Origin of the sequence: Pigmentiphaga sp. (assembly GCF_019689535.1) — a bacterium.
In the GTDB taxonomy this organism is placed as follows: Bacteria; Pseudomonadota; Gammaproteobacteria; order Burkholderiales; family Burkholderiaceae_B; genus Pigmentiphaga.
Genome location: NZ_JADGHH010000020.1, coordinates 1 through 13,154, shown reverse-complemented (window position 1 = coordinate 13,154; position 13,154 = coordinate 1). Strand labels below are relative to the sequence as shown.

General features: G+C 63.3%; 13 protein-coding genes. All 13 read right to left on the bottom strand.

Translation table 11 applies throughout. The features are described 5' to 3' along the window. Nucleotides 1-10 precede the first annotated feature (10 nt). The 13 genes from nuoL to IRZ12_RS03145 all read right to left on the bottom strand — a co-directional run bounded on the left by nuoL (nt 11) and on the right by IRZ12_RS03145 (nt 13,047). On the bottom strand, nt 11-2,017 hold the full coding sequence (gene nuoL, locus IRZ12_RS03205; RefSeq protein WP_296464035.1) for an NADH-quinone oxidoreductase subunit L: 2,007 nt from the start codon (nt 2,015-2,017) through the stop codon (nt 11-13). 27 nt (nt 2,018-2,044) lie between these two features. Next, complete coding sequence (gene nuoK, locus IRZ12_RS03200) at nt 2,045-2,353, bottom strand: NADH-quinone oxidoreductase subunit NuoK (protein ID WP_296464033.1); 309 nt, start codon at nt 2,351-2,353, stop codon at nt 2,045-2,047. Continuing rightward, on the bottom strand, nt 2,350-2,997 hold the full coding sequence (locus IRZ12_RS03195; RefSeq protein ID WP_296464031.1) for an NADH-quinone oxidoreductase subunit J: 648 nt from the start codon (nt 2,995-2,997) through the stop codon (nt 2,350-2,352). The genes nuoK and IRZ12_RS03195 overlap by 4 nt, the downstream gene beginning before the upstream one ends. Before the next feature lie 8 nt (nt 2,998-3,005). Beyond that, nucleotides 3,006-3,494 (bottom strand): NADH-quinone oxidoreductase subunit NuoI, encoded by a 489-nt coding sequence (nuoI, locus tag IRZ12_RS03190; protein ID WP_296464029.1) that lies wholly within the window; start codon nt 3,492-3,494, stop codon nt 3,006-3,008. A gap of 41 nt (nt 3,495-3,535) precedes the next feature. Next, complete coding sequence (gene nuoH, locus IRZ12_RS03185) at nt 3,536-4,609, bottom strand: NADH-quinone oxidoreductase subunit NuoH (protein WP_296464027.1); 1,074 nt, start codon at nt 4,607-4,609, stop codon at nt 3,536-3,538. After that, nucleotides 4,609-6,936, bottom strand: a complete 2,328-nt coding sequence (gene nuoG, locus IRZ12_RS03180; RefSeq protein WP_296464024.1) for an NADH-quinone oxidoreductase subunit NuoG — start codon at nt 6,934-6,936, stop codon at nt 4,609-4,611. The genes nuoH and nuoG overlap by 1 nt, the downstream gene beginning before the upstream one ends. Before the next feature lie 76 nt (nt 6,937-7,012). Beyond that, on the bottom strand, nt 7,013-8,329 hold the full coding sequence (nuoF, locus tag IRZ12_RS03175; protein WP_296464022.1) for an NADH-quinone oxidoreductase subunit NuoF: 1,317 nt from the start codon (nt 8,327-8,329) through the stop codon (nt 7,013-7,015). Continuing rightward, nucleotides 8,326-8,829, bottom strand: a complete 504-nt coding sequence (gene nuoE / locus IRZ12_RS03170; protein WP_296464021.1) for an NADH-quinone oxidoreductase subunit NuoE — start codon at nt 8,827-8,829, stop codon at nt 8,326-8,328. The genes nuoF and nuoE overlap by 4 nt, the downstream gene beginning before the upstream one ends. Nucleotides 8,830-8,860: 31 nt before the next feature. Beyond that, the gene (locus tag IRZ12_RS03165; RefSeq protein ID WP_296464018.1) at nt 8,861-10,114 is read right to left on the bottom strand and encodes an NADH-quinone oxidoreductase subunit D; all 1,254 of its coding nucleotides are present in this window, start codon (nt 10,112-10,114) and stop codon (nt 8,861-8,863) included. Between the two features lie 78 nt (nt 10,115-10,192). Next, on the bottom strand, nt 10,193-10,786 hold the full coding sequence (locus IRZ12_RS03160; protein WP_296464016.1) for an NADH-quinone oxidoreductase subunit C: 594 nt from the start codon (nt 10,784-10,786) through the stop codon (nt 10,193-10,195). A 90-nt stretch (nt 10,787-10,876) separates the two neighbouring features. After that, nucleotides 10,877-11,353 carry an NADH-quinone oxidoreductase subunit B family protein gene (locus tag IRZ12_RS03155; protein ID WP_296464014.1) on the bottom strand — a complete coding sequence of 159 codons (477 nt, stop codon included), beginning with the start codon at nt 11,351-11,353 and terminating at the stop codon, nt 10,877-10,879. A 36-nt stretch (nt 11,354-11,389) separates the two neighbouring features. Beyond that, nucleotides 11,390-11,749: an NADH-quinone oxidoreductase subunit A gene (locus tag IRZ12_RS03150; RefSeq protein ID WP_296464012.1), complete on the bottom strand. Its 360-nt coding sequence runs from the start codon at nt 11,747-11,749 to the stop codon at nt 11,390-11,392. A 410-nt stretch (nt 11,750-12,159) separates the two neighbouring features. Next, the gene (locus tag IRZ12_RS03145; RefSeq protein WP_296464010.1) at nt 12,160-13,047 is read right to left on the bottom strand and encodes an NAD(P)-dependent oxidoreductase; all 888 of its coding nucleotides are present in this window, start codon (nt 13,045-13,047) and stop codon (nt 12,160-12,162) included. Nucleotides 13,048-13,154: the final 107 nt, after the last annotated feature.

Sequence of the window (13,154 nt, the reverse complement as noted above, 5' to 3'; positions counted from 1 at the left end):
TCGCTTGCCATCAATTGTTCAGCAGGACAAAGAAGGTAACCAAGGCCATGATGCCGACGATCATGGCGAAGGCATAGTGATAGATGTAGCCCGATTGCAGATGGCGGACTACGCCGGCGAACCAACCCACCAGGCGGGCGCTGCCGTTGACCACGAGGCCGTCGATCAGCGAGCGGTCGCCAACTTTCCACAGGCCGCCGCCCAGCGCACGGGCACCGCGCGCGAAGACGGCTTCATTGATCTTGTCCATGAAGTACTTGTTCTCGAGCAGGTTGTACAGCCAGCCTGCGCGAGCCTTGATGGCAGCTGGAATGGCCGGATTGACCATGTAGAAGTACCAAGCAACCACCACGCCTGCCACCATCAGCCAGAAAGGCGCGGTGCCGAAGGCGTGCAGGCCGTATGCGACCCAGCCGTGGAAATGCTCGGCCAGTTGCGCCATGACGGGGTGCTCGGGCGAATTGAAGATGACTCCCTTGAAGAAGTCGCCGAACAGCATGGGCTCGATGGCAATGGCGCCGATGATGACCGAGGGAATTGCCAGCAGCATCAGCGGGACCGTGACCACCGCAGGAGACTCGTGCGGTACGCCGCCATGGTGGCCGTGGTCGTCGTGGCCATGGCCGTGGCCGTGCTCGCCGGACGCATCAAACCGCTCCTTGCCGTGGAACACCAGGAAGTAGAGGCGGAATGAATAGAAGGCGGTCACGAACACGCCGGCCAAGGTCGCGAAGTAGGCAAAGCCCGATCCCCAAACGTTGGAGAGCTTGGCGGCCTCGATGATGTTTTCCTTGGAATAGAAGCCGGCGAAGAACGGCGTGCCGATCAGGGCCAGCGAGCCGAGCAGGAACGTCAGCCAAGTGATGGGCATGTACTTGCGCAGGCCGCCCATGTTGCGGATGTCCTGGTCGTGGTGCATGCCGATGATCACGGATCCCGCCGCCAGGAACAGCAGCGCCTTGAAGAAGGCGTGGGTCATCAGGTGGAAGATTGCCACCGAATAGGCAGACGCGCCCAAGGCCACGGTCATGTAGCCGAGCTGGGACAGCGTCGAATACGCGACGACGCGCTTGATGTCGTTCTGGATGATGCCCAGGAAGCCCATGAACAGCGCAGTGATCGAACCGATCACGATGATGAACGACAGCGCCGTGCTCGACAGCTCGTACAACGGCGAGAAGCGCGCCACCATGAAAATGCCCGCGGTCACCATGGTCGCGGCGTGGATCAGGGCCGAGATGGGCGTCGGGCCCTCCATCGAGTCAGGCAGCCAGACATGCAGCGGGAACTGCGCCGACTTGCCCATGGCGCCCACGAACAAGGCGATGCAGGCCACCGTCAGCAGCATCCAGTCCGTACCCGGGAAGACCATGCCCGCGAGCTTGTCCGACTGCGCGAACACCTCGGTGTAGTTCATCGATCCGGCATAGGCGAACAACAGGCCGATGCCCAGCACGAAACCGAAGTCGCCCACCCGGTTCACCAGGAAGGCCTTCATGTTGGCGAAGATGGCGGTCGGACGGGTATACCAGAAGCCGATCAGCAGGTACGACACCAGGCCCACCGCCTCCCAGCCAAAGAACAGCTGGAGCATGTTGTTGGACGTGACCAGCATCAGCATCGAGAAGGTGAACAGCGAGATGTACGCGAAGAAGCGCTGGTAGCCGGGATCGTCCTGCATGTAGCCGATGGTGTAGATATGCACCATCAGCGACACGGACGTGACCACGACCATCATCATGGCCGACAGCGTGTCGATCATGAAGCCGATTTCCAGCTTGACGCCGCCGATCGCGCTCCAGGTGTAGAGCGCGCCGTTGAAGGTGTTCCCCGCCAGCACGTCGTTCAGCACGATGACCGAGCCGACGGCCGACACCAGCACGCCGAGGATGGTCGCCCAATGGGCGCCCGCCCGGCTCACCCACCGGCCGAGGAATCCGGTGCCAAACAAGCCAGCAATGATGGACCCGACGAGCGGGGCGAATGCGATGAGGAGATAGAGCTTAGGTACCGACATGTCTTGATATTCTCGTAGCCCAGACCGTCAGCCCTTCAGCCGGTCAAGTTCATCAACGTTGATCGTGTTCAGGTTGCGGAACAACACAACCAGAATCGCCAGGCCGATGGCGGACTCCGCGGCTGCCACGGTCAGAATGAAGAACACGAACACCTGTCCGCTCAGGTCGCCCATCCAGCTCGAAAAGGCGACAAAATTCATGTTCACCGCCAGCAACATCAGTTCGATCGCCATGAGGAGGACGATGATGTTCCTGCGGTTGAGGAAGATGCCGACGACGCTGATGGCGAACAGGATCGCCCCCAGCACGAGGAAGTGGCCGAGAGTCAAGGTCATAGTTGGCTTCCCTTGGAGTCGGAGGGGGCGGACGCGGCAGCGCTCTCGCCTTCCTGGGAACTTACGGATTGCGACGGAATCTTAACCAGGCGCACGCGGTCTTGGCGGCGCACCCGGATCTGCTCGGACGGACGCGTTACCTTGACGTCGGTACGGCGACGCAGCGTCAGCGCAATGGCGGCAACCATGCCAACGAGCAGGATGACCGCGGCGATCTCCACGGCGTAGATGTACTCGGTGTACATCGCCACGCCTATGGCACGCGTGTTGTTGAAATCAGCCGGCGCCTGCGCCACGCTCGGATCCCAGTACGCGCTCGCCAGCACGAAGGCCATTTCGGCCACCATGATCGCGCCGACGATCATGCCCAGCGGCAGGTGTGCCCGGAACCCTTCCCGCAGCTTGGCCGAGTCGATGTCCAGCATCATCACCACGAACAGGAACAGCACCATCACCGCCCCAACGTAAACGAGGACCAGCAAGATGGCGAGGAACTCGGCCTTCAACAGCATCCAGATCATGGACGCCGTAAAGAACGACAGCACCAGGTGCATGACGGCAGTCACGGGGCTGCGCGCGATGATCACCCGGCAGGCGGCCACGACGAGGATCGCGGCGAAGATATAGAACAGTATGGCGGTCATGGTTTCGGTTACCGGTATTTCGCATCCTGCGCGCGATTCTGCGCGATTTCGGCTTCATAGCGGTCGCCGACCGCCAGCAGCATTTCCTTCGTGAAATACAGATCGCCCCGCTTTTCGCCGTGATACTCGTGGATGTGCGTCTCGACGATGGAGTCGACCGGGCAGCTTTCCTCACAGAAGCCGCAGAAAATGCACTTGGTCAGATCGATGTCGTAGCGGGTGGTGCGACGCGTGCCGTCTGCACGCGGCGCCGACTCGATCGTGATGGCCACCGCCGGGCAGACTGCCTCGCACAGTTTGCAAGCGATGCACCGCTCTTCCCCGTTGGGATAGCGGCGCAAGGCATGCAGGCCACGAAAGCGCGGAGACATCGGTGTCTTCTCCTCGGGATACTGCACCGTGATCTTGCGGGCGAACATGTATCGCCCCGTCAGGCGCAATCCCTTGAGGAGCTCGGTCAGCATGAGGCTGCCGAAGAATTCCTTGATCGCTTGCATGTTTCAGTTCTGCCTATTCTTGGCTCGCACTCGGCGGGCGCTTACTTCCAGATGTTCCAGGGCGTCTGCATCCAGACCGCCACCACGAGCAGCCAGACCAGCGTCAGCGGAATGAAGACCTTCCAGCCCAGGCGCATGATTTGGTCATAGCGGTAGCGCGGGAAAGACGCGCGGAACCAGATGAACATGGACACCACGACGAACGTCTTGAGCGCCAGCCAAACGATGCCGGGCACCATGTTGAACGGCGCCACGTCGATCGGAGGCAGCCAGCCCCCCAGGAACATGATCGAGGCGAGCGCCGAGAGCAGGATCATGTTGGCGTATTCACCCAGGAAGAACAGGGCGAAGGCCATGCCCGAATATTCCACCATGTGCCCGGCGACGATCTCCGACTCGCCCTCCACCACGTCGAATGGGTGGCGGTTGGTTTCCGCCACGGCCGAGATCACGTAGATGACGAACAGGGGCAGCAGCGGCAGCCAGTTCCAGGACAGGAACGACAAGCCCATGTCGGCGAAGCGGCCACTGGCCTGCTTCAAGACGATCTCGCTCATGTTCAGGCTGCCGGAAACCAGCAACACCGTCACCAGCACGAAACCGATGGCCAGCTCGTAAGACACCATCTGCGCCGAGGCACGCAGCGCGCCGAGGAAGGCGTACTTCGAGTTGGACGCCCAGCCGGCGATGATCACGCCGTAAACGCCCAGCGAAGTGATCGCCATGATGTAGAGCAGGCCGGCGTTGACGTCGGCGAGCACCACCTCGGGGCTGAACGGCATGACCGCCCAGGCCGCCAGCGCCGGCATCAACACCACCACGGGCGCCACGATGTAGAGCACCTTGTTGGCGTTGCTGGGGACGATGACCTCCTTGGTCAGCAGCTTCAGCACGTCGGCGAACGGCTGCAGCAACCCCTTGGGCCCTACCCGGTTCGGCCCGAGGCGGATGTGCATCCAGCCGATCATCTTGCGCTCCCAGTACGTGAGGTACGCCACGCACAAGATGATGGGTATCGCGATGCAGACGATCTTGACGATGTTCCACACCACCGACCAGGCCGCCGGCCCGATCAGCTCCGTTCCTTGAGCCTGAAGGACGTCGATCCACTGCATCAGGCACGCTCCACGCTGAGTTGTTCGAACGCGCTGCCCAGTGCGAAGGTCGAGGCATGGGCGGCGGCAACACGCACGGCGCCGGCCGGCACCGTGTCATCCAAAGATACGAAGAGTTCGACCGACCCGGTGCCGGACTTCACCCGCACGCGGTCGCCGTCGGCCAACCCCAGTTCGGCCAGGGTCGCCGCATTCACGCGCGCGGTCGGCGCCGCCGCAGCCGGCGTAGCCTGCAACGAAGGCGCGCGCCGGACGATGGCGTCGCTGAAATACACCGGCACGTCGGCCACGCGCTGCAGGCCCTGCACCGCCTTGCCGAGGCCTGGCTTGGCGGCAAAGGCATTGGACAGGCGCGGGGCGATCTCGCCGGCGAGCACCGCATCGCGCACGGATTCGGAGGTTTCGTCGTCAAAGCCGGGCAGCTCCAGGGCGTTGCCCAGCACGCGCAGCACTTTCCAGCCGGGACGGGTCAGCCCCAGCGGACGCACCGTGCCCTTGAAGCTCTGCACCCGCCCCTCGGCATTGACGAAGGTGCCCGAGGTTTCCGTGAAGGGGGCGACGGGCAGCATGACGTGCGCCCAGTCCTGGGCAGACGAACGGTACGGCGTCAGCGCCACGTTGAACTGTGCCGAGCGCAGCGCCTGCAGGGCAGCCACGCCGTTGTCTGCGTCCAGCGCCGGTTCGGCATGAAGCACGATATAGGCCTTGAGCGGTTCGGCGAACATTTGCGCCGCGGTCTTGCCGCCGCGCACCGGCACGGCTTCGGCCAGGTAGCCGCCGACGGTATTGCCGCCCTCGACCGTAAAGCCCAGGCGTGCCGAAATCGAGCCGGCAATCAACTGCGCATTGGCGGCCAGCGTGCTGGCCTGGGGATGCTGGGCGGCCAGGTTTCCGAGCAGCACTGCGCCGTTTTCGGATGCGGCCAGCAAAGCAGCGATGCGGGTCGCGGCCTCGCCCGGTTGGACGTCGGCGAGCTCGGGCGCCACGACGGCTTCCTTGGCCCGCGCGACTGCCACGGCGATCTCGGCGAGCACAGAAGGCAACGCAGCCGGTGCCACCGTGATGCGCTCGGCCACGGGCATCAGCGGATCGTCGGCGGCGACGTCGACCAGGATGACCTGGGTACCAGCCTTGGCGGCCTGGCGCAGGCGTTGCGCCAGGAGCGGGTGATCCTTGCGTAGGAACGAACCGATCACCAGCGCGCAATCGAGCTTGCCGACATCGGCCAGCGCCATCCCCAGCCAGGGCGTGCCGTTGCGAACGGCATCGAAGCCGACATCGGTCTGGCGCAGGCGGAAGTCGATATTGTCAGACCCCAAGCCGCGCACCAACCGTGCCAGCAGCGCAAATTCTTCGGTGGTCGAGTATTGGGCAGCCAGCGCGCCGATCTGGCCAGCGCCGAAGCTATTCTTCACCGACTGCAGGCCGGCCGCGACGGCATCGAGCGCCTCGGGCCACTCGACTTCCTTCCATTGGCCGTCCGCGCCCCGCACCATCGGCGCGGTCAGGCGATCCTCGCTGTTCAGGCCTTCATACGAAAACCGGTCGCGGTCGCTGATCCAGCACTCGTTGACGGCTTCGTTCTCGAAGGGGACGACCCGCATTACGCGGTCGTTCTTGACCTGCACGATCAGGTTGGCGCCGATGCTGTCATGCGGGCTGATCGATTTGCGGCGCGCCAGCTCCCAGGTCCGCGCGCTGTAGCGGAACGGCTTGGAAGTCAGTGCGCCGACCGGGCACAGGTCGATCATGTTCCCCGACAGTTCCGACTCGACGGCACGGCCGACGAAGGTCGTGATCTCCGAGTGTTCCCCCCGGTTGAGCATGCCCAGCTCCATCACGCCGGCAATCTCTTGGCCGAAGCGCACGCAGCGGGTGCAGTGGATGCAACGGGTCATTTCCTCGGCCGAGACCAACGGGCCGAGATTCTTGTGGAACACCACGCGCTTCTCCTCGCTGTAGCGCGAGGACGAACCACCATAGCCGACCGCCAAGTCTTGCAGCTGGCACTCGCCGCCCTGATCGCAGATCGGGCAGTCCAGCGGGTGGTTGATCAGCAGGAACTCCATCACGCCTTTCTGGGCGTTGATGGCCTTTTCGGAAGCAGTATGGACCACCATGCCGTTGCTGACCGGGGTGGCACAGGCGGGCAACGGCTTGGGGGCCTTTTCGACGTCGACCAGACACATGCGGCAGTTTGCCGCGATCGACAGCTTCTTGTGATAGCAGAAATGCGGCACGTAAAGGCCGACCTTCTGGGCGGCATGCATGATCATGCTGCCCTCGGCCACCTCCACTTTCTTGCCGTCGATCGTAATTTCAACCATCTTGTTTCCGTTTGCCCCCACTACGGGCGGGGCGTATGCGTTTCGGTAAATACTTTCGTTACGGGCAAACCGCCGGCTACAGGTACTGAGGCACCAAGCAACGCTTGTTCTCGATGTGGTACATGAACTCGTCGCGATAGTGCTTCAGGAATCCGCGCACCGGCATCGCCGCGGCGTCGCCCAGCGCGCAGATCGTCCGGCCCATGATATTTCCGGCCACGGAATCGAGCAGGTCCAGGTCTTCCGGACGCCCCTTGCCGCTCTCGATGCGATGGACCACGCGATAGAGCCAGCCCGTGCCTTCGCGGCACGGCGTGCATTGGCCGCAGCTTTCTTCGTAATAGAAGTAGGACAAGCGCAGCAGCGACTTCACCATGCAACGCGTCTCGTCCATGACGATGACTGCGCCCGAGCCCAGCATCGACCCGGCCTTGGCGATCGAGTCGTAATCCATCGTGCAGTCCATCATGATGTCCGCGGGCACGACCGGGGCACTCGACCCGCCGGGAATCACGGCCTTGAGCTTGCGGCCGCCGCGCACGCCGCCGGCCAGTTCAAGCAGCTTGGAGAATGGCGTGCCCAACGGCACCTCGTAGTTACCGGGATACTCGACGTCGCCGGAGACCGAGAACAGCTTGGTGCCGCCGTTGTTGGGCTTGCCCACCTGCAAATAGGCCTCGCCGCCATTGCGGATGATCCACGGCACCGCGGCAAACGTCTCGGTGTTGTTGATGGTGGTGGGCTTGCCATACAGGCCGAAGCTCGCCGGGAACGGCGGCTTGAAGCGCGGCTGCCCCTTCTTGCCTTCCAACGACTCCAGCAGCGCGGTTTCCTCGCCGCAGATATAGGCGCCGTAGCCGTGGTGGGCATGCAGCTGGAAGCTGAAGCCCGAGCCCAGGATGTCGTCGCCCAGGAACCCGGCCGCGCGGGCCTCTTCCAGCGCTTCCTCGAATCGCTCGTACACCTCGAAGATTTCGCCGTGGATATAGTTGTATCCCACGGAGATGCCCATCGCGTAGGCGGCGATGGCCATGCCCTCGATCACGATATGCGGGTTGTAGCGCAGGATGTCCCGGTCCTTGAACGTACCCGGCTCGCCTTCGTCGGAGTTGCAGACCAGGTACTTCTGCCCGGGGAAGGTCCGCGGCATGAAGCTCCACTTCAGCCCTGTCGGGAAGCCCGCACCGCCGCGTCCGCGTAGCCCCGAAGCCTTGACTTCGGCGATGACCTGCTCCGGCGTCATGCTGGACAGGACTTTGCGCAGGGCCTCGTACCCGCCGCGCGCAACGTAATCTTTCAGGCGCCAGTTGTTGCCGTCCAGGCCCGCCATGATCTGCGGGTCGATGTGGCGGTTGTGGAACGCCGTGCTGATGACCGGTACGGCCATGCTCATTTTGCACCTCCGGCACTCGCCTCGGCCTTGAGCTCGTCGATGAGTGCGTCGAGCTTGGCTTCGGACATCTGAATGCACATACGCTTGTTGTTCACCAGCAGGACCGGCGCGTCGCCGCAGGCTCCCATGCACTCGCCCTCGATGACGGTAAACAGGCCGTCGGCGGTGGTTTCCTTGAAATCCACGCCCAGCTTCTGCTTGAGATAGTGCGCGGCCTTCTCGCCGTCGCGCAGCGCACAGGGCAGGTTCGTGCAGACCGATATCTTGTACTTGCCCATCGGCCTGAGGTTGTACATGTTGTAGAAGGTCGCGACCTCTTGCACGGCGATGGGCGGCATGCCGAGGATCTTCGCCACTTCTTCCATCACCTCTTGCGACAGCCAGCCCTTTTCGTCCTGCGCAATGGCGAGCGCCGCCATCACGGCGGACTGTTTCTGGTCGGCCGGGTACTTGGCGATTTCGCGGTCGATCTTCTTGAGGGCCTGTTCGGAAAGCAGCATGGTGGTATCCGGTTGGGACGCAGTCATGGCTTCAGCGGTCGATCTCGCCGAACACGATGTCCTGCGTGCCGATAATCGTGACGGCATCGGCGATCATGTGACCGCGCGCCATCTCGTCCAGCGATTGCAAGTGGGCAAAGCCCGGGGCCCGTATCTTCAGCCGATACGGCTTGTTGGCGCCATCGGACACCAGATAGATGCCGAATTCGCCCTTCGGATGCTCGACGGCCGAGTACACCTCGCCCGGCGGCACGTGAAAACCTTCGGTGAAGAGCTTGAAGTGATGGATCAGCTCTTCCATGCTGGTCTTCATTTCGGCGCGGCTCGGCGGGGCGACCTTGTGGTTGCTCGTCATGACCGGGCCGGGGTTCTTGCGCAGCCAGTCTACGCACTGCTTGATGATGCGATTGCTTTGGCGCATCTCTTCGACGCGCACCAGGTAACGATCGTAGCAATCGCCATTGACGCCGACCGGCACGTCGAACTCGAGCCGGTCATAGACTTCATAGGGCTGCATCTTGCGCAAGTCCCATGCGATGCCGGAACCGCGCAGCATGGGGCCGGTGAAGCCGAGTGCTTTGGCACGCTCGGGGCTTACGACGCCGACGTCCACGAGGCGCTGCTTCCAGATCCGGTTATCCGTCAGCAGAGTTTCGTACTCGTCCACGTAACCGGGGAAGCGCTCGGTGAACGCTTCGATGAAGTCGAGCAGAGAACCGGAGCGATCCTCGTTCAGCTTCTTCAGCTCTTTCTCGCTGCGCAGCTTGCTCGGCCGGTATTGCGGCATGCGGTCTGGCAGGTCGCGGTAGACGCCGCCCGGACGATAGTAGGCGGCGTGCATGCGCGCGCCCGAGACTGCCTCGTAGCAGTCCATCAAGTCTTCCCGCTCGCGGAACGCATACAGGAACACCGCCATCGCCCCGACGTCGAGCGCGTGCGAGCCCAGCGACATCAGGTGGTTCAGGATGCGGGTGATCTCATCGAACATGACCCGGATGTACTGCGCCCGGATCGGCACCTCGATGCCCAGCAGCCTTTCGATCGCCATGACATAGGCATGCTCGTTGCACATCATGGACACGTAGTCGAGACGGTCCATGTAAGGCAAGGCCTGCAGGAAGGTCTTGTGCTCGGCGAGCTTCTCGGTCGCGCGGTGCAACAGCCCGATGTGCGGGTCGGCGCGCTGGATGACCTCGCCGTCCAGCTCCAGGACCAGGCGCAACACTCCGTGCGCGGCCGGGTGCTGCGGACCGAAGTTGAGGGTGTAATTCTTGATCTCTGCCATATCAATAGTCCATTGCCGGCCGCGCCGCCTTCGACGCCTGCACGATCCGATCCTGCATCAGCGGGAAGCAAGGCGAGCTCATCGACCCACCCCGTAACCCTCTTCCCGCACGACGCGGGGAATGAGCTCGCGCGGCTCGATGGTGACGGGCTGGTAGATGACCCGCTTTTGTTCCGGATCGAACCGCATTTCGACGTTGCCCGACAACGGGAAGTCCTTGCGGAACGGATGGCCGATGAAGCCGTAATCGGTGAGGATGCGACGCAGGTCGGGGTGGCCTTCGAACAGCACGCCGAAAAGATCGAAAGCCTCGCGCTCGTACCAATTGACGCTGGGCCAGATGTCGACGAGCGACGGGACGACGGGCATGTCGTCGTCGGGCGCGTAGGTGCGCACGCGCAACCGCCAGTTGTGGGTGATCGAGGTCAAGTGCAGCACCACGGCAAAGCGCGCGCTCTCGCGCACTTCATTGCCGTACGTCGAGTAGTCGACACCGCACAAGTCGATGCAGGTTTCGAAATGCAGGCTGGGATCGTCGCGCAGCGTCCGGCAAACCTCGACGTATCGTTCGACGGGAACCTCGAGCGTCAGCTCTCCCAGGGCGAGCGTGAGACGGATGTCTTCGCCCAAAGCGCGAAGCAGATTCTGGCGCAGGGTTTCAAGCTTGGTCATGAGCGCTCGGATCAAAAGACGACGCCGGGCAGGCTGCGGCCTGTCCGGACGAGAAGGAATGGATGAAAGGTCGGTGCACCGGCATCGAGGTCAGCGCGCGATCGTGTTGGTGCGCCGGATCTTGTTCTGCAGCTGCAGCAGGCCGTACACCAGCGCTTCGGCCGTGGGAGGACAGCCCGGGACGTAGACGTCGACCGGGACGATGCGGTCGCAGCCGCGCACCACCGAATAAGAATAGTGGTAATAGCCGCCGCCGTTGGCGCACGACCCCATGGACACCACCCACCGGGGCTCCGGCATCTGGTCGTACACCTTGCGCAAGGCCGGGGCCATTTTGTTGCAGAGGGTTCCCGCGACGATCATCAGATCGGACTGACGGGGACTCGGCCGAAAAATGATGCCGAAGCGGTCGAGGTCATAGCGCGCCGCACCGGCATGCATCATCTCGACCGCACAACAGGCCAGGCCGAACGTCATGGGCCACAGCGAGCCGGTCTTGGCCCAATTGATGACCTTGTCCGCGGTCGTGGTAATGAAACCTTGATTGAGAATTCCGTCGATAGCCATTGATGAAACCCGGTGTCCTTCGGCTGGCCGCTGGGATCACTCCCAGTCGAGCGCGCCCTTTTTCCATTCGTACACGAAACCGACCACGAGAACGGCCAGAAACACCGCCACGGCACTGAACCCCAGCAGGCCCACCTGCTCGTTGGCCATCGCCCACGGGAACAGGAAAGCAATCTCGAGATCAAAGAGGATGAACAGGATGGCGACGAGGTAGTAGCGCACGTCGAACTTCATGCGGGCATCCTCGAAGGCCTCGAAGCCGCATTCATACGGCGAGAGTTTTTCGCTGTCGGGCCGGCGCGGGCCGAGCACGGAGCCGAGGAACATCAGCGCGAATCCGATGACGCTGCCCACGATGATGAACAGCAGGACAGGAAGGTAACTCTCGATATTCATCAGGCAACCTGTTCGAGTCACGTCCCAGGCAAGGGGCTGCCCGAAACGTCATTGGCAAAATTGGCAGGAGCGGACCAGACTTCCTTGCTATGAACGGCAAGCGATACCGCCTGCAGGGCCCAACCGGGGCGGCGCCATGCCAAACCGCTAGTCCACACTTACATGCAAGGATGTATGTTTTTGCGCGGACTGCTGGGTTCATTCAGCCTTGCGAGTCGGCGCCAAACAAAACTGTCTTACCGGTAACTGTCGGACACGCATGTTTCATACCCATGCTGGTCCGACAGAAAGTATAGCGCAAACCCTGAGTCCGCCGAAACGTCACGCCCGGCTTGCGCGCCTGGGAAAACCGCATCGCGCATGGCTTACGGCGGGCTGAACGGGATGCCCGTGCGCGAGGCGGCCCGACGTCAGTCGTACCGGCGCGCCAACCCCGAAACGTCGCCCGTGAATACCTCGGGATCTTCATTCCGGATGGCGCGATACAGGTCGGCGCAGAACGCCGAGACGGGGGTCCGCGCACCGAACTCGCCCGCCATGTCCCGGGCGATGCCGATGTCCTTGGCCATGAGCTCCACGGCGGTGCGCACCGGCTCGTACACGCCCGCTGCCATCCCGGGGCCGAACAGCTGCAAGGGCAAGGAATCCGCAAACCCGCCGGCCAGCGCGGGCGCGAGCTGGCTGACGTCCACCCCTGCTCTGCGCGCCAGCCCGTAGGTTTCGGCAATCGTGAGCACGTTCACGGCCACGATCATCTGGTTGCAGATCTTGGTCGTCTGCCCGGCCCCGGCGGGACCCATGTGCGTGACTCGCCTCGCAACGACGTCCAGCAGCGGGCGTGCCGCCGCCAGGTCGTCAGCCTCTCCGCCTACGAAACAGATCAGCGTGCCCTGCTCCGCGCCCGGCACCCCGCCCGAGACCGGGGCATCCAGCCACGCTGCGCCATTGCGCTGGCGCAGCCGTGCACCGATTCGACGGGCCTCGTCCGGCGCGATGGTGGAAAAATCGACCACGACCTTGCCGGTGGCATCCGGCACGGTCGCGAGCCCATCGTCACCGAAAACGGCCGCCTCGACGGCCGCTCCGTCCTTCACGCAGATACCGACCAGTTCGGAGCCAGCGAGCACGGCAGCGGGCGTCTGGGCCACGCCAGCGCCCTCCGCCTCCAGGGCGGCCGCCTTCGACGGCGTCCGGTTCCAGACCGTCACCCGATGGCCTGCCGCCAGAAGACGGCGGACCATGGGCGTCCCCATGTTGCCGAGCCCGATGAAACCGATATGACGAGGCGCCGCATCCATATGCATCCTTCTCCGACAATGATCGCCGCATCATATCTCGCCGGAATTGGCGCGCTGCGGGATACCTCCCCGCCCCGCTGCGCCGCCCTTCGCCCAGGGGACGCGCC